Source organism: Actinomadura spongiicola (genome assembly GCF_003432485.1).
Lineage (GTDB): Bacteria > Actinomycetota > Actinomycetes > Streptosporangiales > Streptosporangiaceae > Spirillospora > Spirillospora spongiicola.
In genome coordinates this window covers 326,995-344,693 of the sequence record NZ_QVNQ01000003.1, presented here as the reverse complement: position 1 = coordinate 344,693, position 17,699 = coordinate 326,995, and the positions used below count along the sequence as shown (strand labels likewise).

Genomic DNA, 17,699 nt, shown 5'->3' with positions numbered 1-17,699 from the left:
ACTCATGGGGCGTATGCTCCCCGGAGTGATCGAGCGGATCCGAATGGAGATCCGCTCGGGGAACGCGGTTGGAGCGAGCGGGCTCCCGTACCGCGGTACCCGATGTCTCAGCGGGACCGCCGCCGGGCGAGCAGCCTGACGGCACGGAGCCGACCGGCGTTCGCCGAGCCCTCCGTCTCCTCCACAGGAGAGGGCATGGCGCGACGCGATATGGGGCATGCGTCCCGGAACGATACGCATGCCGAACGGTGGGCCGAGACGCCCCCGCGCCCCTCGTCGAGACCCGAGCCCCGGCAGGGGCCCAGGTCCGAGGAGCCGCAGTGGCCCGAGGGGTCCTGGTGGTCGGAGCAGCCGGACTGGTTCGAGCGCGGACGGCGATCGTCCCGCCGCGGGCCGAGCCGGCGCGAGACGAAACGGCGCGAGAAGGCCGAGGCGGAACGGTCCCGCGGGCGTGCTGGGCGACCGCGACCCCGTCCACGGCGGGACGACGGTTCGCGGCGGAACGACGCGTGGGACGAACGGCGGTACGACGCGCGCACCGACCGGTTCGGTGCGCGCAACCGGCCCCCCGAGACCCCGACACGGCCACCGGACCCACTGGGCGGACCGCCGCGGGACAGCGGTGACCGGTTCGACGCCCGGACCGAACGGCTCGGCGCCATGCCCGAGCGGAACGACGCGCGGATGGGCGGACCCGCCCCGCGCCGAGACCGTTCCCGCGAGACCCCGCCGCGCCGGGCCGGGTCCCGGCGCGGCGAACGTACCGCCGGGCCCGAGCGGTCACGTCCGCGGCGACGCGCGGAGCGTCAGGCACGGCACGGCGTCCCGCCGAGGCCGGGGCCGAAGGCGCGGCCGCGGCGCGGCCGGGGGCCGAGCGACCGGCTCGGCATCGGCGCGATCGTGCTGTCCACCGCCGTCGGCCTCTCCCTGCTCGGCATCGCCGAGCGGGCCCTGCTGGAAGGCGGACCCATCGGCGGGCCGTCGGGCCCCATCGGCTCCGAGCGCGCGCTCACGCCGCCGAAGTCCGGCGGCGGCTCCGACGATCCCGCGCGGCGGGACCCCCGGCCCGGTCAGAGCGGCGCGCCGGACCCGCGAAGCGGCCCGGACCTGCGGCTGCTCACCACGCGGGTGCGGAAGCTGACGCTGGAACAGCGCGGCGTCGCCGCCCGCCGCGCCTACGGCGCCGCGCCCAACGCGGCGCCGATCGTGGGCACCACCCGGACCAGCGCGGACAAGACCTGGGTGTTCGGCACCACCGCGATCCCCGTCCCGGCCGCCAGCGCCGCGAACCCCGAGGTCGCGTTCTACGCGGCGCGCTGGACGGGCCGGGAATGGCAGGTCGCCCTGTCCGGCGGGCGCCTGTTCGACGACCTGCTCGGCGCCGTCCCCACGAACGTCATGCCGGTCGCGGAGGCCAGGGCCCTGCGCCGGTACGCGACGGTCACGGCCGCCCAGGCCGCCGCGGTCGTCACGGGCGCACGCGGCGGAGCCGAGTTGATGCTGCCGTGGAAGATCGGCGAGGCGTGGTCGATGACGACCTCGGACGGATCCGCGACCCCGCGCCCGCTGGCGTCGCTGGCGTTCTCGGGCGGCGACGGCCGCGTCCTCGCGTCCGGCGACGGTCACCTCTACCGCTTCTGCGCCGACCCGGCGGGTCACGCGATGCTCATGGTGATCCATCCGAGCGGCGTCGCGACCACCTACCACCACGTCGGCGACGTGCCGGCGGAGCCGCGCGACGGCGCCGTCGTCGAACGGGGCGACCCGCTCGGCCGCACCGGCACCGTCCGGCCGTGCGGCGGTGCCGCCGCGCCCCGCGCCGAGGTCGCGTTCGGGGTCCGCCGCGGCGGCGGAACGGTCCCACTCGCCGGCGCGCGGATCGGCGGCTGGACGTTCCGCGAGGACGCCGAGCCATCGCGCGGGTTCGCCGAACGCGGCGTCCTCCAGGTGCTCCCCGGCGGGCTGCTGGCCAACCTCGGCCCGGTCCCGCCGGCGGACGAGTCCCCGACGACCCCGACCTCCCCGTCCTCCCCGCCGTCCCCACCGCCCTCCGACGTTCCCCCGGAGGACGGCGCGGGACCGGCCGCAGCTCCGGCGGCGGCCGCAACCCAGAAGAGGAGTCCGATCGGTGAGAATTCGCCACAGTGATGACCCCGCCGTGCCCGGCTGGGCGCTGCGCGTCGTGCTCGTCGGCGCGGTGCTCGTCCTCGTCGGCGCGGCGACCCCGCAGGGCGCCGTCGCGGTCGCGAACGTGCAGTACTTCCTCAACTTCTACGCCGGGGTGTTCGCGCTGCTCGCCTACACCACCGCGGTGATGAGCGGGCTGCTCGCGACCGAACGGCTGATCCTGCGCATCCGGCACCGGGTGCTCGCGCAGGCCCTGCACCGCGCCGCCGCCGTCGTGGCGACCGCGATGCTGGTCGCGCACGTCTCGGTGAAGGTGATGGCGGGGCTGGCGCTGCCCACCCAGATCGTCGTCCCGTCCGCCGGACCGGTCGGGCTCGGCACCATCGCCGCCGACATGATGATCATCATTGTGATCACCGGGGTGTCGCGGGCGCGGTTCGCGTTCCGCGGCAACGCGTGGGTGTGGCGGTCGATGCACGTCCTCGCCTACGTCTCCTGGCCGATGGCGATCGTGCACGGGCTGATCGCCGGGCGGTCCGCCGCGCCGTGGGTGGTGCTGTCCTACGTGCTGAGCGTGGTGTTCGTCGTCCTCGCACTGATCACCCGGATCATCGTCGTGATCAAACCGCGGGAGCCGTCCCGCGCCGGCGACGAGACCGACCTGTTCACGCGGCCGGACGGCGCCGGGCGGCGCCGCGACCGGCGCGCCACGGCGGCCTGGGAGCACGAGGAGGCCCGCGCCGCCGCGGCGGCCCGCGGCGGCACCGGCGACCTCCGCGATCCCGAGGTCCTGCGATGACCTCGACCGTCACCGTCTCCGGCATCGGCGGTCCGCGGCTGACGCTCGGGTTCGACCGGTTCGACCGGCTGGACCTCGACCGGCACCTCGCCGTCCACGGCAAGCTCCGCGCGCCGACGCTGGAGGACCTGGTCCGGGCGGCCGAACAGGTCGACCTTCGGGGGCGCGGCGGCGCAGGCTTCCCCTTCGCCCGCAAGCTGACGGCGGTGGCCGCGCGGGTGCGGTACCCGACCGCGGACCCGGCGCCGCTGCCCGGCGAGCGGCGCGACGGGCGCGGCTCCTGCGAGGACGTCGTCGTGGTGGTGAACGGCGCCGAGGGCGAGCCCGGCAGCGCCAAGGACAAGGTGCTGCTGACCCGGGCGCCGCATCTGGTCCTCGACGGCGCGCAGCTCGCCGCGTCCGCGCTCGGCACCCAGCGGATCGTCGTCGCCGTCGAGGACGACGAGGCCGCCCGGTCGGTCCGCGCCGCGATCGGCGAACGGCGGATGCCCGCGCGGATCGTCCGGCTGACGGAGCGGTTCATCTCCGGGGAGAGCGGCGCGGTCGTCCGCGCGATCAACGGGGAGACGCCGATCCCGCCGGGCGTCAAGGTCCGCGCCTCCGAGTCCGGCGTGGACGGCCACCCGACGCTGCTGTCCAACACCGAGACGTTCGCGCAGCTCGCCGTGCTCGTCTCCCTCGGCCCCGACCTGTACGCGTCGGCCGGCACGCAGGACGAGCCGGGCACCACGCTGCTCACCGTCGGCGGCACCCAGGTCGTGGAGGCGCCGCTCGGCACGCCGCTCCAGGCCGTCCTCGACCGGTGCCGGGTGCCGCCGTCCCCGGGCGTGCTCGTCGGCGGCTACCACGGGATGTGGCTCGACCCGGCGGCGGTGTCCAGGGCCGTGCTGTCGCGTGCCGGGATGCGCCGGGTCGGCGGGACGGTCGGCGCCGGGATCGTCCTGCCGCTCACGCAGGGCACCTGCCCGCTCGGCGAGGTCACCAGGATCGCCGCGTACCTGGCCGCGCAGTCCGCCGGGCAGTGCGGGCCGTGCCGGCTCGGGCTGCCCGACGTCGTCCGGTCCCTGAACGCGCTCACCGAGGGCGCCGGGACGGTCGAGGACGTCCGCCGCGCCGCGGCCGTCGGCCGGGGCCGCGGCGCCTGCACCCACCCGGACGGGACCGCCAAGTTCGTCGTGTCGGCGATGGAGGCGTTCGGCGACGACATCGACGCGCACCGGTGGGGCGGCGGCTGCGGCCTCGCGACCTACGGGGTGCTGCCGCTGCCGGTGCCGGACGGAACGGAGGGGCGGGTCGCGATCGACTGGAGCCGCTGCGACGGGCACGGCCTGTGCGCCTACCTCGTCCCCGAGCTGATCCAGCTCGACCGCCACGGGTTCCCTGTCGTGCTCGGCACCGACATCCCGTCCTGGATGGAGAAGGACGTGCAGAAGGCGGTCGCGATGTGCCCGGCGCTCGCGCTGCGCGTCGTCGGCGGCGTCCCCGGCGCCCCGGCGGCGCGCCGTTCCTGACCATTCCGGAAGCCGAAAGAAATCGGAAAGGACGAACACCGTTGAACCTCGGAACCGGCCCGGTGCGTATCTCCCACCAAACCCGTGCCGGGTCCGTCGAGAGATCCTCGAAAGGAGGAAGAAGTTCCTTGAGGAAATCCTACGGATACGCCGAATCGCGCCCGCCGCGGCGCCGGCGCCTCGGCTGGGGTCGCGTCCTGCTGGTCCTGGCGGCCGTGGCCGCCGTGGGGGCCGCGTTCGCGGTCGTCATGAATCCGGTCGGCGTTCCGGCCAGCGGGGCGGCGAACCTCGGCGGCACCGTCAACACCCGCTGGGGACGGCTGAGCACCGCGGACCGGAAACTGCTCGTCGCGGTCCGGCAGGCCGGGCTGTGGGAGATTCCCGCGGGCCAGCAGGCGCAGCAGCGGGCCGCCATGCCGCGGGTCCGCGAGGTCGGCGAGATCATCATGCAGCAGCACATGCAGCTGGACGCCGACGCCCGCGCCACCGCGCAGCGGCTCGGCGTGCTCCTTCCCACCGAGCCCAACGGCAGCCAGAAGAGCTGGCTGAGAGAGATGTCGGGCAAGTACGGGACCGAGTACGACAAGACGTTCGTCCTGCGGCTGCGCGCCGCGCACGGAAAGGTCTTCGCCGTCATCGCCACGGTGCGGGCGCAGACCGAGAACACCGAGATCCGCGCGTTCGCCGAACGATCGCTGAAATTCGTCAACACGCACATGTCTCTGCTGGAGAGCACCGGACTGGTACCCAGGCGCGCCCTCCATTGACGTCATCCCTCGCAATATCCCCCCTCATAGGGAGCACCTTTCCATGAGACGAAAGAGAAAAGCCTTCGCCGTGATGATTCCGGCGCTCGCCCTCGCCTCGTCGGTCTGCCAGGCCGCGACCGGTGTCGCGGCCGCGGACGTCGGCGTCGTCCAGAAGCTCGCGGGCGATCCGACCGCCGACCCGAACGCCGATCCGACCCGCGACCCGACCGCCGATCCGAGCGGCGACCCGACCGGGGCGCCGACCGGTGATCCGTCCGCCGTTCCGTCCGCCGAACCGACCGACGACGGCGACCAGGGAGGTGGGGGCGAGCAGGACTCCAGAACCGCCGACCCACGCCGCCCCGGCGGCCAGAACGGCGGTCAGAACGGCGGTCAGAACGGTGACGGGGTGACGCAGGGCCCGAGACGCGACCAGTTCGTCAGCATCCGCAGGGCGCCGCGCGTGCAGCAGCCGAGGCAGAGCCGCCGCGGCTCACGCGGCGTCTTCTCCGTCAACTGCGGGACGAACGACGGCCAGGCGCACAGCAACCCCGACAACGTCGTCGCGGCGCCCGGCGTCGTGAACGGCGCGCACCACATCCACGACTACGTCGGCAACCTCGACACCGACGCGTTCTCCACCGACGAGACCCTCGCCGCCGCCGGGACGACCTGCACGAACGGCGACAAGTCCGCTTACTTCTGGCCGGTGCTGCGGCTCCGGTCCGGGCAGGACGGCTCCGACCGCGCCGAGCAGAGCCGCCTGGACGGCAACGTCGGCAGCATCGTCGAACCCTCCCGGGTGCGCCTCCAGTTCCTCGGCAACCCGAACGGCAAGGTGACCGCGATGCCGCGGTTCATCCGGATGGCGACCGGAGACGCCAAGTCGGCGACGAACGGCGGGGCCAACGCCAACGCGCAGTGGACGTGCACCGGCTTCGAGAACCGGGCGTTCACCGACAAGTACCCGCTGTGCCCGCGCGGCAGCGACGTGGTCCGCGTGCTGAACTTCCCGAGCTGCTGGGACGGCCGCAACACCGACAGCGCCAACCACCGCGACCACATCCTGTTCCCCGACGAGCGGACCGGTCAGTGCCCGAGCGGTACCCGAGCAGTGCCGCAGCTGCGGATGACGCTGGTCTACGACGTGCCCGCCAGGGCGCTGGCGTTCGCGCTCGACTCGTTCCCCGAGCAGGGGCACGACCCGGTGACCGACCACGGCGACTTCATCAACGTGATGAGCGACCGGCTGATGCGGCAGGCGGTCACCGCCATCAACTCCGGTCGGCGCCGCTGACCGGACACGCGCGTCCGGGAGATCCGGACCGCATCCCGGGGGCCCCGAACGCGCGGCCGGTGAGGAGACGACGTGCCCGCCACGGCTTGTCGACGGCGCGCCTCACCGGCCGCGTCCCCGTCCCCGGACGGGGTCCGGCCCTACGATCGCGGTATGAACATCGTGATCGCGGGCGGGCACGGGCGGATCGCGCTGCGGCTGGCGCGGCCGCTGGCGGCGCGGGGCGACACCGTGCTCGGCCTCATCCGCGACCCCGACCACGCCGCGGACGTGCGGGCCGCGGGCGCCGATCCGGTCGTGTGCGACCTGGAGTCCGCCGGCGTCGACGAGGTCGCCGGTCACCTGACCGGAGCCGACGCCGTCGTGTTCGCGGCGGGCGCCGGGGCGGGCAGCGGCGCCGCGCGCAAGGACACCGTCGACCGCGCCGCGTCGGTGCTCATGGCGGACGCGGCCGAACGCGCGGGCGTGCACGACTTCGTCCAGATCTCCGCGATGGGCGCGGGCGAGACGCCCGCGCCGGGTCGCGGCGAGGTCTGGGAGGCCTACCTCAGGGCCAAGGGCGAGGCGGAGGACGACCTGCGCCGCCGCGACGGCCTCGGCTGGCTGATCCTGCGGCCGGGGCGCCTCACCGACGACCCGCCCACCGGCCTGGTGACCCTCGCCGACCCGCCCATCGGGCACGACGTGGTGACCCGCGACGACGTGGCGGCGGTCATCGTGGCGCTGCTCGACGCGTCCGACGTCCGCCACCGCACGCTCGACCTGCTCAACGGCCCGACCCGCGTCGAGGACGCCGTCGCGGCGTTGCGTCCGGCGCTCGGCGGCGGTCGTTAGGCGGGGTGGGGCGGGTCAGCCGGTGTAGATGGCGTCGATCTCGGCGGCGAAGTCCGTCAGGACGACGTTGCGCTTGACCTTGAGGCTGGGCGTCAGATGGCCGGTCTCCTCGGTGAAGTCGACCCCGAGGATGACATGCTTCTTGATCGCCTCGGCGCGGCTGACGGAGGTGTTGGCCTCCGCGACCGCGGCGTCGATCTCGGCGACCAGGTCGGGGTCGCGGCGCGCCTCGTCCAGCGTCATCTCCGCCGGTTTGCCGTGCTGTTCCTTCCACGGGCCGAGCGCCTCCTCGTCCAGCGTGACGAGCGCGGAGATGAACTTGCGGCCGTCGCCGACGACGAGGCACTGGCTGATCAGCGGGTGGGCGCGGAGCCTGTCCTCCAGCGGGGCGGGCGCGACGTTCTTGCCCGCCGCGGTGACGAGGATCTCCTTCTTCCGTCCGGTGATGCGCAGGAAGCCGTCGTCGTCGAGGGAGCCGAGGTCGCCGGTGTGGAACCAGCCGTCCTCCTCCAGGACCTCCTTGCCGGCGGCCTCGTTGTTCCAGTAGCCGCGCATGACGTTGACGCCGCGGACGAGGACCTCCCCGTCGTCGTCGACGCGGACGTCCACGCCCGGGAGCGGCCGTCCCACGGTGCCGATCTTGATCTCGGTGGGACGGTTGACGCTGGCGGGCGCGGTCGTCTCGGTGAGGCCGTAGCCCTCCAGGATCGTGATGCCGACGCCGCGGAAGAAGTGGCCGAGCCGCTCGCCGAGCGCGGCGCCGCCGGAGATCGCGTACGCGATCTGCCCGCCGGTCGCCGCGCGCAGCTTCTTGTACACGAGCACGTCGAACGCCTTGTGCTTGAGCTTCACCGCCAGGCCGGGCCCGCCGGCGTCCAGGGCGCGGCTGTAGGCGACGGCGGTCTCCGCCGCCGCCTTGAAGATCTTGCCCTTGCCCGCGGCGGTGGCCTTCTGCTCGGCGCCGTTGTAGACCTTCTCGAAGACGCGGGGGACGGCGAGCAGGAACGTCGGCCGGAAGGTGGCGAGGTCGGGCAGCAGGTTCGGGACGTTGCTGTGCCCGAGGACGAGGCCGCCCTCGATGGCGGCGACCTGGACGAACCGGGCGAACACGTGCGCCAGCGGCAGGAACAGCAGTGTCGAGCTGCCGTCGGTGACGACCTCGGAGATCGCGCCCTGGACCCCGTTGCGGGCGGTCGCCACCAGGTTCCCGTGGGTGATCTCGCAGCCCTTGGGGCGCCCGGTGGTGCCGGAGGTGTAGATGAGCGTGGCGACGTCCGCGGCGTTCCGGGAGCGGCGCCGCTTCTCGATCACGTCGTCATCGACGTCGGCGCCGAGCTCGACGAGCTTCTCCAGACCGTCCACGCCGGGGGCGTCGATGCCCCACACCGGCCCGAGGTCGGGAAGCCGGTCCCGGAGCCCCTCGACCGCCGCGACGTGCGCGTCCGTCTCGGCGAACACGGCCTTCGAGCCGGAGTCGCCCATGATCCACTCGATCTGCTCGGCGGAGGACGTCTCGTAGATCGGAACGGAGATCGCGCCCGCCGTCCAGATCGCGTAGTCGAGGACCGTCCACTCGTAGCGGGTCTGGGACAGTAGCGCGACCCGGTCGCCGGGCTCGATGCCGGCGGCGACGAGGCCCTTGGCGAACCGGGCGATCTCGGCGGCGAACTCGGCCGCGGTGACGGCGCTCCAGGTGGGCGCGTCGGCGGGGCCGCTCTTGCGCCGGGTCACGATCGCGTTGGGCTCCTCGGCGGCCCGGGTGAACGGCGTGTCGGTCAGGGTGGCGGAGTCGGAGACCTCCACCATCGCGGGGACGCTGAACTCGCGCACGGCCTGCTCCTGTAGTCGATCCGTCGAGGTCGGCGGGGAAGTCCGATGGTGGCTTCTCCGATCACGCATGATACCCGTGAGTAGCGGAAATGCCTTGTAGGCCGGGCATGTCGCACGGGCTTCGCGACCGGTCCGCCCGGCGGGTCACGGCACGGCAAAGACCGCACGCCGCGAGCCGTGGGCGCCGCCGGGTCGCCTACTCTTGAGCCGGTCGCACCGGAACGCGGTCCCAGGGGGAACACCATGTCGCTGCTCGAAGTGATCGCGCTGACGGCCGAGGACGCGCGGGCGGCGCAGGACGGCGGCGCCGACCGGCTGGAGGTCGTCGCCGACATGGCCGCCGACGGTCTCACCCCCGATCCCGACGTGGTCGCGGCCGTGCGCGAGGCGACGACCCTGCCGATCCGGGTGATGCTGCGGGCCAACGCGGGGTTCGGGACGTCCGGCGGGGAACTCGACCGGCTGCGCGGCGCCGCCGCCGACCTCGCCGACGCGGGTGCGGACGGGTTCGTCTTCGGGTTTCTCGACGCGTCCGGCCATGTCGACACCGGCGCCACCGGGAAGCTCGCCGCCGACGCGGCCCCGCTGCCCTGGACGTTCCACCGCGCGCTCGACAACTCCGACGATCCCGGCCACGCGTGGGACGTCGTCCGCGGGCTGGGCGGCGGGCTCGACACCGTGCTCACGGCCGGGTCGGCGCGGGGCGTGGACGCCGGGGTGGACGTGCTCGTCCGGCGCGCCGCCGAGAGCCCCGAGGCGGCCAAGATGATCATGGCGGGCGGCGGGTTGCGCCGGAAGCACGTCGCGGTCCTCGCCGCTGCGGGGATCACCGCGTTCCACGTGGGCACCGCCGTCCGCCCGGACGGCGCCTGGGACGCGCCGGTCGACCCGGCGCTGGTGCGGGAGTGGCGCTCCCTGGTGTCGGCCGCAGCGGGCTGAGCGCGCCCGTCCCGTCCCCGGCTCCGCTCGTCGCACCCACGGGCACCGTTCGTTCTCGTGGGCGATGTGTCCCATTAGAGTCGGTTCATGAGGATCCATGTGGTGAGCGACGTCCACGGCCGGACGGACGCGCTGCCGGCGGCGGCGGACGGCGCCGACGCGCTCGTCTGCCTCGGCGACCTGATCCTTTTCGTCGACTACGAAGACCACGAGCAGGGGATCTTCCCCGAACTGTTCGGCCGGGACAACGCCGAACGCCTCATCGCGCTGCGCACCGCGCGGCGCTTCGACGAGGCCCGCGACTTCTCACGCGGCCTGTGGGCGTCCCTCGACGGCGAGGCGTGGCCGCACATCGAACGCGCCGTCGACCGGCAGTACGCCGAACTGTTCACGGCCATGCCGACGCCCGCCTACCTCACGTACGGGAACGTCGACGTCCCGCGCATGTGGGGCCCGCACCTGCGCGACGGGCACCACGTCCTGGACGGCGAGACCACCGAGATCGGCGGCCTGCGGTTCGGGTTCGTCGGCGGCGGCCTGCGCACCGAGTACCGCACTCCCTACGAGGTGGACGACGACGTGTACGCCGCCAAGGTCGCGGCGCTCGGCGACGTGGACGTGCTGTGCTCCCACATCCCGCCCGCCGTCCCGGACCTGCTGTACGACACCGTGGCGCGCCGGTTCGAGCGGGGCAGCGAGGCGATCCTCGACGCGATCCACCGGACGCAGCCGAGGTACGTGCTCTTCGGGCACGTCCACCAGCCGCTGGCACGCCGGACCCGCATCGGCCGCACCGAATGCGTGAACGTCGGTCATTTCCGTGCCCGCGGCGTGCCGTACGCGCTGACGCTGTGAAAGATACTTCTCTAGGACCGGGCCCGAGCGGGCCCGTCACGAGCCGAAGGGAGGCGCAGATGGCGGACAGTACGCGCTCCTCCATCACGGTCAAGGCCGGAAAGGCCGAGATCATGGCGGTGATCGCCGACCTGGAGGCGTACCCGCGATGGGCGAACGGCATCCGCGGCTGCGCCGTGCAGGAGTCCGGTGAGGACGGCCGGGCGTCCCGGGCCAAGGTCACGTTCGACGGCGGCCCGGTCAGCGACACCGTGGGCCTCGCCTACACCTGGGAGGGCGACGACCGGGTGAAGTGGGAGTTGGTGGAGGCGGGCTCCGTCGTCACCGGACTGCGCGGCTCCTACACCCTGGACGACCGCGGCGCCTCCACCGAGGTGGTCTACGAACTCGCCGTGGACGTCAAGATCCCGCTGCCCGGCCTGCTGAAGCGCCAGGCGGAGAAACGGATCGTCGGCTCCGCGCTCAAAGATCTCAAGCGCCATGTGGAGAGCTGACCACCCCCGCGGGAGCGATACCGTTCACGCCGACGACGGATGGAAGATGGAGTCATGAGCGACCAGCCGGGCGACGTCCTGGACGAGGCGACCAAGCTCCTCGACACGCTGATCAGGCGTATCGGCGGAGTCGGAGGCGGTGGCCGGGACCGTGACACCGACAAGCACGCCGACAGGCGCGCCGACCGCGATGACGCCGCGAGGAACGGCGACGTGTGGAGCCGCGTGACGACCGAGCAGCCGACCGGCGCCGGTGACGCGGGCGACGCGGGGGACGCCTCCGTTTGTCGCGGCTGCCCGATCTGCCGGGCGATCGCGATCAGGCGGGAGGCGGGCGGCGACCTCGGCCGGCACCTGCACGACGCCGGACGCTCGCTCCTCGCCGCCGCGCTGGACGTCGTCGCCGCGTTCGACCGGACCGCGACCGGTCGGCCGGGACGGGACCGTCCGCGGGAGGCGTCGGCACGGCCGTCGGCGGGTAGGTCCGAGCGGTCGGATCACCGCGAGACGGGCGAGCCGTGGTCAGCCGCCACCGGCGGCGACCCCATCGACATCGGGTAGTGCGGCACCGGGCCCCCTGCCGGGCCGCGCGAAGAGGAGGAAGCGTACATGGCCCTGACCATCGGCGTGGATGTGGGCGGCACCAAGGTCGCCGCCGGGGTCGTCGACGACCGGGGGACCATTCTGGAGAAGGTCCGTCGGCCCACTCCCTCGACCAACCCCAAGGAGACCGCCGAGACCATCGCCGAGGTCGTCGACCTGCTGAAGGGCAAGTTCGAAGAGGTGTCGGCGGTCGGCCTCGGCACCGCCGGGTTCGTCGACGAGGACCGCTCCAACGTCCTGTTCGCCCCGAACCTGGCGTGGCGGGAGGAGCCGATCAAGGAGAAGGTCGAGAGCCTGGTCGGGCTGCCGGTCGTCGTGGAGAACGACGGCAACGCCACCGCCTGGGGCGAGGCGAGGTTCGGCGCCGGACGCGGCGAGAACTTCCTCGTGCTGGTCGCCCTCGGCACCGGCATCGGCGGCGGCATCATCATCAACGGCGAGCTGTACCGGGGCCGGTTCGGCATCGGCGCCGAGATGGGCCACTTCCGGGTCGTCCCCGACGGCCGCCGCTGCGGCTGCGGCAACCGCGGCTGCTGGGAGCAGTACGCCAGCGGCAACGCCCTCGTCCACGAGGCCCGCGACCTGGCCCGCGTGGCGCCCGCGATGGCCGGGCGACTCCTGGAGCTCGGCGACGGGCGCCCGGAGGGCATCAGCGGCCCCGAGGTGTCGCAGGCGGCCCGGGAGGGCGACAAGGCGGCCCTGGAGTGCTTCCGGACCATCGCGCACTGGGCGGGTCAGGGCCTGGCCGACCTCAGCGCGATCCTCGACCCGGGCGCGTTCATCATCGGCGGCGGCCTCTCCGACGCGGGCGACCTGCTCCTCGACCCGATCCGCTCCGCGTTCGAGGACGCCCTGACGGGCCGCGGCCACCGCCCGCTGCCCGACATCCGCATCGCCGAGCTGGGCTCGGCGGCCGGGATCGTCGGCGCGGCCGACCTGGCCCGCGTCCGCCCCCTCCAGGACGTCGCCGTCTAGACGTGCCGACCGTCCGCCTGTTGAGCTACAACGTCCGGTCGCTGCGCGACGATCCCGGCGCCGTGGCCCGGGTGGTCCGCGCCCTCGACCCGGACGTCGTGTGCCTGCAGGAGGTCCCGCGGTTCTGGACGTGGCGGCTCCAACGCCGCCGCCTCGCCCGCGCGTGCGGGCTGGACATCGCGGCGGGACGGCGGGCCTGCGGGCTCGCCGTCCTCACCGCGCCGCGCGTCCGGCGGCTGGCGCGGGCGTTCCATCTGCTCACCCCCGACCCGGATTTGCACCGCCGTGCCGTGGCGATCGCGGTGCTGGAGGTCGGCGGCGCCCGTCTGATCGCGGCGTCCACCCATCTGGACCTGCGGGACGGCCCGCGGCTCCGCCACGTCGGGGAGATCCTCGCCCACCTCGACCGGGTCCGCGACCGGCACCGGGCGCCGGTCGTCCTCGCGGGCGACGTCAATGAGGAACCCGGCGGCCCGTCCTGGAACCTGCTCACCGACCGTTTCCTGGACGCCCACATGGTCGCGCCGAGCGGCGACGCGCTGACCTTCTCCGCCCGCGACCCGCGCAGGCGCATCGACGGCGTCTTCACCGACCCGGTGGTGGGGATCACCGCGTGCGGGGTGCCGACCGGGGACGAGGCCCTCACGGCCGACTACCCGAAGGCCACCGACCACCGCCCGGTGCTCGCCGTCCTGGACGTGCCTCCGACGGCGACCTGAACGGCGGCGCTAGACGACGGCTCCGTCGTCGGGGTCGCGCGGCTCGTCGCCCATGCGCAGGACGAGGGTGACGAAGCCGCCGATGAAGGCGGCGACGGCGAGGAAGGCCGCCCAGCCGGGCACCTCCCAGTCGAGCACGACGGTGATCAGGAGGTAGATCGGACCGCCGACGAGCGCGATCCAGGCGCCCTTGGTGAGCGGGTCGGCGCTCGGCAGTGGCGGGGGAGGGGGCGGGACGTAGTGCCCCTCGTCGTCGGGGTCCGGCGGGAACTCGGCGGGCTCGGCGGACTTGATGACGCGGGCGCGGGGGAGTCGGCCGGTGCGGTCGTCGCCCTCCTCCGGCGGGTCGGCGGGCTCGGAGACGTTCTCCTCGTCGGGCCAGGGGGTGTCGTCGCCGTCGGGCGTGGAGTCGAACCCCGCGACGATCTCCGCCCAGATCGCGTCCTCGTCGCGTTCGGCGGCCCCGCCGTCGGAGTCCCTGACGGGTTCGGCGTCCTTGACGGGCTTGGAGGGCGCCCCCGCCTCGGCGGTGCCACGGGACTCGGCGGTGCCACGGGACTCGGCGGCGCGACCCTCCCCGCCGTGCGCCTCACCGTGCGCCTCCTTGTGCGCTTCCTTGTGGGCCTCGGCGCCGTGGACGTCACCGCCGTGGGCCTCGGCGACGTCGGCGTCGGGACGGTCCGGCTCGGAGCCGCGGGCGGACGCGTCGCGCAGCCGGGCGAGATGGGTGCGCAGGATGCCCTCCGCCGTGGGCTTCATGTCGACGTCCACGTACAGCCGGTCGAGGACGTCCCCGGCGACGCCGCCGGTGGGCTCGGCCGGGTCCGGCGCCGGCGGGTCGGCCGGTTCGCCCAGCGCGGTGGGCGAGGTCGCGTAGGCCGCCACCCCGGCCTCGCCGAGCGCCGTCAGCAGCGCGTCGGCGAGATGGGGGGCGAGGTCGACCAGAGGGGCGTAGGTGTTCGCTGACAGTCCATTGCCACGGCGATTCACGGGGCCGGCTCCTTCGATGACTCCGGCGTGACCGACCGCACCGGCATGACGGCCTCCGCTCCCTCATCGACATGTGAAACGTGTGTCCCACGGTATTCGCTGCGCCGCCCGGGACAAGACCCCGGGCGTACCCGATTCAGAATTACGCCTCAGAGCCTACGTTCATTCCGCCGCGCCCTGCGACGGCCCTCGTACCGGCCGGTAGAGCGAGGGGGGCGGCGGAGTGGGAAGATGTCCCAACATCCCCGTCGGCCAGGGACCGGCCATGCCCGCCCCGGGGCGTCCGGTCCGAGGAAGGTCCCGCATGCTCTGGTTCTGGATCCTGCTCAGGGTCGTCCTCTCGCCCATCCTGTACCTCGGCTGGTGGCCGCGGAACCGGGGGATGAAGAACGTCCCGAAGCGGGGCCCGGCGCTGCTCGTGAGCAACCACCTGTCGTTCGCCGACCACTTCTTCGGGCCGCTGCCGCTGCTGCGCCCGATCTACTTCATCGGCAAGGGCGAGTACTTCACCGGCAAGGGGATCAAGGGCCTGATCAGCAAGGGGTTCTTCACCGGCGTCGGCGTGGTGCCGGTGGACCGGACGGGCGGCCCGGCGGGCGAGGCTGCGCTGCGGACGGGGCTGCGGATCCTCGCGGAGGGCAAGCTGCTCGGCATCTACCCCGAGGGCACCCGCGCGCCCGACGACCGGCTGTACCGCGGCAAGACCGGCGTGGCGCGGCTGGCGCTGAAGTCGCGGGTCCCGGTGATCCCGATGGCGATGATCAACACGTTCGAGCTGATGCCGCCGGGCAAGCCGCTGCCGCGGCTCGGGGTGCGGCCCGGCGTGCGCTTCGGCGAGCCGCTGGACTTCTCCCGCTTCTACGGCCGCGAGGACGACCGGGAGGTCCTGCGGCAGGTCACCGACGAGATCATGGCGGCGATCCGGGAGCTGTCGGGCCAGGAGTACGTCGACCGGTACGCCGCCGAGGTGAAGGCGGAGCTGGCCGGGAAGCCGGTGCGGCCGGTCGAGGACGACGAAGGGTTGACCGACGCTGGCTGATCACGGCGCGCGGGCGGGCACGGGGCTGGAGACCGCGCTGTGGCGGGCGCTGGCGGTCTACCGCGTCCTGACACTGGGCTACGCCGCCGTGCTGATCGTCATGAACGTCGACGGGTACGCCCGTCCCGCCGGCGGTTGGACCGTCCTGGCCGCCATGACCGCCTGGACGGCGCTCACGGTCCCCGCCTTCACGGTGCCCGCATTCACGAGAGCGCGGCGACGAAGATGGCCACTGCTGGTCGCCGATCTCGCCGTCGCGTCCGGGTGCGTGCTCGCCACAGCGTGGGTGGAGACCGCCGAGAACCTCGCGGACGGCCGTCCGACGCTGCCGGTGTCGTGGGTGGCGGCGGCGGTCATGTCGTGGGCGGTGGCGGGCGGGCGGCGGCTCGGCGTCGTCGCCGCGCTCGTGCTGTCGGCGGCGCACCTGCTGGTCCACGCGCTCGCCGGGACGGTCGGCGAGATCGGCCTGACCACGTTCAACGGCATCGTGCTGCTGCTCCTCGCGGGCCTCGTCGGCGGGCACGTCGTCCGGCTGGCGCTGGACGCGGAGGCGCGCCTGGCGCGGGCCGTGGAGCTGGAGTCGGCCACCCGGGAACGGGAGCGGCTCGCCCGCCGCATCCACGACTCGGTGCTCCAGGTGCTGGCGATGGTCCGGCGGCGCGGCGACGAACTCGGCGGCGCGGCCGCGGACCTCGGACGGCTCGCGGGCGAGCAGGAGGCGGCGCTGCGGGCCCTCATCGGCACCGCGCCCGATCCGGCCACGGCGGACGAGGTCGATCTCCGCGTGTCGTTGAACCGGCACGCGTCCCCGTCCGTCACGGTCTCGACGCCCGCGACCGGCGTGCCGCTGCCCGCCCGCGTCGCCCGGGAGATCGACGCGGCGGTGGCGGCGGCGCTGGACAACGTCCGGCGGCACTGCGGCGACGGCGCCCGCGCGTGGATCCTGCTGGAGGACGGCGACGGCGAGGTCACGGTCAGCGTCCGCGACGACGGCCCCGGCATCCCCGACGGGCGCCTGGCGGAGGCGGAGGCGGACGGGCGGCTCGGCGTCGCGCAGTCCATCCTCGGCCGTGTCCGGGACCTCGGCGGCACGGTCGCGATCTCCACCGCCGACGGCGCGGGCACCGAGATCGAGATGACCGTCCCCCGGCCCTGACCGCGCCGCGCCCTAGGGTGTGACCCGTGAGCGACGTTCCCCTCAGGGTCATGGTCGTGGACGACCATCCGATGTGGCGCGACGCGGTCGCCCGGGACCTCGCCGAGGCCGGTCACGAGGTGGTCGCGACCGTGGGCGAGGGCCGCGCCGCCGTCCGTGTCGCCGCCGCGACGCGTCCGCGGGTCGCCGTCGTCGACCTTCGGCTTCCCGACATCAGCGGCGTCGAGGTGACCCGCCGGCTGGTCGCCGCCGACCCGTCCGCCCGCGTGCTGGTGCTGTCGGCGAGCGGCGAGCAGCAGGACGTCCTGGACGCCGTCAAGGCGGGCGCCACCGGATACCTGCTCAAGTCCGCGGCGCGGGAGGAGTTCCTGGACGCGGTCCGCCGCACCGGCGCGGGCGACGCCGTGTTCACACCCGGTCTCGCCGGTCTCGTCCTCGGCGAGTACCGCAGGCTCGCCGCCGGGAAGGGCGCCGGGGACGGCGACGGCGCCCGCCCGGACGACGACGCCCCGCGCCTGACCGCACGCGAGACGGAGGTCCTGCGGCTCGTCGCCAAGGGCCTGACGTACAAGCAGATCGCGGAACGACTCGTCCTGTCCCACCGGACGGTGCAGAACCACGTGCAGAACACGCTGCGCAAACTCCAGCTCCACAACCGCGTCGAACTCGTCCGTTACGCCATCGAGCGGGGCCTTGACGAGAAGAACATTCGTGGCGGAAACCGTGACGGGGATCACGGCGTCTGATCGCCGGGCGCCTGATCATCGAAGGCGTATCAGACG

Annotated in this window: 17 protein-coding genes; 15 read left to right on the top strand and 2 right to left on the bottom strand. The window is 73.9% G+C overall.

Going from position 1 to position 17,699, the window contains the following annotated elements; all coding sequences use genetic code 11:
* Window positions 1-195: 195 nt before the first annotated feature.
* The 6 genes from D0T12_RS10325 (at window position 196) to D0T12_RS10300 (ending at window position 7,317) form a co-directional block, all read left to right on the top strand.
* Window positions 196-2,148 carry a hypothetical protein gene (locus D0T12_RS10325; RefSeq protein ID WP_147339469.1) on the top strand — a complete coding sequence of 651 codons (1,953 nt, stop codon included), beginning with the start codon at window positions 196-198 and terminating at the stop codon, window positions 2,146-2,148.
* Complete coding sequence (locus tag D0T12_RS10320) at window positions 2,129-2,926, top strand: hypothetical protein (protein ID WP_147339468.1); 798 nt, start codon at window positions 2,129-2,131, stop codon at window positions 2,924-2,926. The genes D0T12_RS10325 and D0T12_RS10320 overlap by 20 nt, the downstream gene beginning before the upstream one ends.
* Window positions 2,923-4,437, top strand: coding sequence for an NADH-quinone oxidoreductase subunit NuoF family protein (locus D0T12_RS10315; protein ID WP_117399281.1), 1,515 nt, complete (start codon window positions 2,923-2,925; stop codon window positions 4,435-4,437). The genes D0T12_RS10320 and D0T12_RS10315 overlap by 4 nt, the downstream gene beginning before the upstream one ends.
* Window positions 4,438-4,565: 128 nt before the next feature.
* A complete protein-coding gene (locus tag D0T12_RS10310) occupies window positions 4,566-5,204 on the top strand; it encodes a DUF4142 domain-containing protein (protein WP_233525952.1) in 639 nt (212 codons plus the stop codon).
* A 43-nt stretch (window positions 5,205-5,247) separates the two neighbouring features.
* Window positions 5,248-6,483, top strand: coding sequence for a DUF1996 domain-containing protein (locus tag D0T12_RS10305; protein ID WP_117399280.1), 1,236 nt, complete (start codon window positions 5,248-5,250; stop codon window positions 6,481-6,483).
* A 153-nt stretch (window positions 6,484-6,636) separates the two neighbouring features.
* Window positions 6,637-7,317, top strand: a complete 681-nt coding sequence (locus tag D0T12_RS10300) for an NAD(P)H-binding protein (protein WP_117399279.1) — start codon at window positions 6,637-6,639, stop codon at window positions 7,315-7,317.
* A gap of 15 nt (window positions 7,318-7,332) precedes the next feature.
* On the opposite strand, the gene D0T12_RS10295 is transcribed toward D0T12_RS10300, so the two are convergent.
* Window positions 7,333-9,147, bottom strand: coding sequence for an AMP-dependent synthetase/ligase (locus D0T12_RS10295; protein WP_117399278.1), 1,815 nt, complete (start codon window positions 9,145-9,147; stop codon window positions 7,333-7,335).
* Window positions 9,148-9,390: 243 nt separating this feature from the next.
* On the opposite strand from D0T12_RS10295, the gene D0T12_RS10290 reads away from it, so the two are divergent.
* The 6 genes from D0T12_RS10290 (at window position 9,391) to D0T12_RS10265 (ending at window position 13,732) form a co-directional block, all read left to right on the top strand.
* Complete coding sequence (locus D0T12_RS10290; RefSeq protein WP_117399277.1) at window positions 9,391-10,086, top strand: copper homeostasis protein CutC; 696 nt, start codon at window positions 9,391-9,393, stop codon at window positions 10,084-10,086.
* A gap of 87 nt (window positions 10,087-10,173) precedes the next feature.
* Entirely contained in the window at window positions 10,174-10,941 is a 768-nt protein-coding gene (locus tag D0T12_RS10285) for a metallophosphoesterase family protein (protein WP_117399276.1), read from the top strand.
* Between the two features lie 59 nt (window positions 10,942-11,000).
* Complete coding sequence (locus tag D0T12_RS10280) at window positions 11,001-11,435, top strand: SRPBCC family protein (RefSeq protein WP_117399275.1); 435 nt, start codon at window positions 11,001-11,003, stop codon at window positions 11,433-11,435.
* A 54-nt stretch (window positions 11,436-11,489) separates the two neighbouring features.
* Window positions 11,490-11,996, top strand: a complete 507-nt coding sequence (locus tag D0T12_RS10275) for a hypothetical protein (protein ID WP_117399274.1) — start codon at window positions 11,490-11,492, stop codon at window positions 11,994-11,996.
* Between the two features lie 48 nt (window positions 11,997-12,044).
* Window positions 12,045-13,013: an ROK family glucokinase gene (locus tag D0T12_RS10270; RefSeq protein WP_117399273.1), complete on the top strand. Its 969-nt coding sequence runs from the start codon at window positions 12,045-12,047 to the stop codon at window positions 13,011-13,013.
* A 20-nt stretch (window positions 13,014-13,033) separates the two neighbouring features.
* A complete protein-coding gene (locus tag D0T12_RS10265) occupies window positions 13,034-13,732 on the top strand; it encodes an endonuclease/exonuclease/phosphatase family protein (RefSeq protein ID WP_233525951.1) in 699 nt (232 codons plus the stop codon).
* A gap of 9 nt (window positions 13,733-13,741) precedes the next feature.
* Here D0T12_RS10265 and D0T12_RS10260 read toward each other — a convergent pair whose 3' ends face one another.
* Window positions 13,742-14,722, bottom strand: a complete 981-nt coding sequence (locus tag D0T12_RS10260) for a hypothetical protein (protein ID WP_117399271.1) — start codon at window positions 14,720-14,722, stop codon at window positions 13,742-13,744.
* A gap of 304 nt (window positions 14,723-15,026) precedes the next feature.
* Between D0T12_RS10260 and D0T12_RS10255 the strand changes: the two genes are divergently transcribed.
* From D0T12_RS10255 to D0T12_RS10245, 3 genes are read left to right on the top strand one after another with little or no spacing between them, the layout of a single operon-like run.
* Window positions 15,027-15,761 (top strand): lysophospholipid acyltransferase family protein, encoded by a 735-nt coding sequence (locus D0T12_RS10255; protein WP_117399270.1) that lies wholly within the window; start codon window positions 15,027-15,029, stop codon window positions 15,759-15,761.
* Complete coding sequence (gene macS, locus D0T12_RS10250; protein ID WP_267900397.1) at window positions 15,754-16,917, top strand: MacS family sensor histidine kinase; 1,164 nt, start codon at window positions 15,754-15,756, stop codon at window positions 16,915-16,917. The genes D0T12_RS10255 and macS overlap by 8 nt, the downstream gene beginning before the upstream one ends.
* Before the next feature lie 50 nt (window positions 16,918-16,967).
* Window positions 16,968-17,663: a response regulator gene (locus D0T12_RS10245; protein WP_117399269.1), complete on the top strand. Its 696-nt coding sequence runs from the start codon at window positions 16,968-16,970 to the stop codon at window positions 17,661-17,663.
* Window positions 17,664-17,699 lie beyond the last annotated feature (36 nt).

What these genes read in the sequence shown, in the direction of transcription:
- D0T12_RS10325 (WP_147339469.1), top strand. Translation starts at nt 196, where the DNA reads ATGGCGCGACGCGATATGGGGCATGCGTCCCGGAACGATACGCATGCC.
- D0T12_RS10245 (WP_117399269.1), top strand. Translation starts at nt 16,968, where the DNA reads ATGGTCGTGGACGACCATCCGATGTGGCGCGACGCGGTCGCCCGGGAC.
- D0T12_RS10255 (WP_117399270.1), top strand. Translation starts at nt 15,027, where the DNA reads ATGCTCTGGTTCTGGATCCTGCTCAGGGTCGTCCTCTCGCCCATCCTG.
- D0T12_RS10300 (WP_117399279.1), top strand. Translation starts at nt 6,637, where the DNA reads ATGAACATCGTGATCGCGGGCGGGCACGGGCGGATCGCGCTGCGGCTG.
- D0T12_RS10315 (WP_117399281.1), top strand. Translation starts at nt 2,923, where the DNA reads ATGACCTCGACCGTCACCGTCTCCGGCATCGGCGGTCCGCGGCTGACG.
- D0T12_RS10270 (WP_117399273.1), top strand. Translation starts at nt 12,045, where the DNA reads ATGGCCCTGACCATCGGCGTGGATGTGGGCGGCACCAAGGTCGCCGCC.
- D0T12_RS10280 (WP_117399275.1), top strand. Translation starts at nt 11,001, where the DNA reads ATGGCGGACAGTACGCGCTCCTCCATCACGGTCAAGGCCGGAAAGGCC.
- D0T12_RS10290 (WP_117399277.1), top strand. Translation starts at nt 9,391, where the DNA reads ATGTCGCTGCTCGAAGTGATCGCGCTGACGGCCGAGGACGCGCGGGCG.
- D0T12_RS10285 (WP_117399276.1), top strand. Translation starts at nt 10,174, where the DNA reads ATGAGGATCCATGTGGTGAGCGACGTCCACGGCCGGACGGACGCGCTG.
- D0T12_RS10305 (WP_117399280.1), top strand. Translation starts at nt 5,248, where the DNA reads ATGAGACGAAAGAGAAAAGCCTTCGCCGTGATGATTCCGGCGCTCGCC.
- D0T12_RS10275 (WP_117399274.1), top strand. Translation starts at nt 11,490, where the DNA reads ATGAGCGACCAGCCGGGCGACGTCCTGGACGAGGCGACCAAGCTCCTC.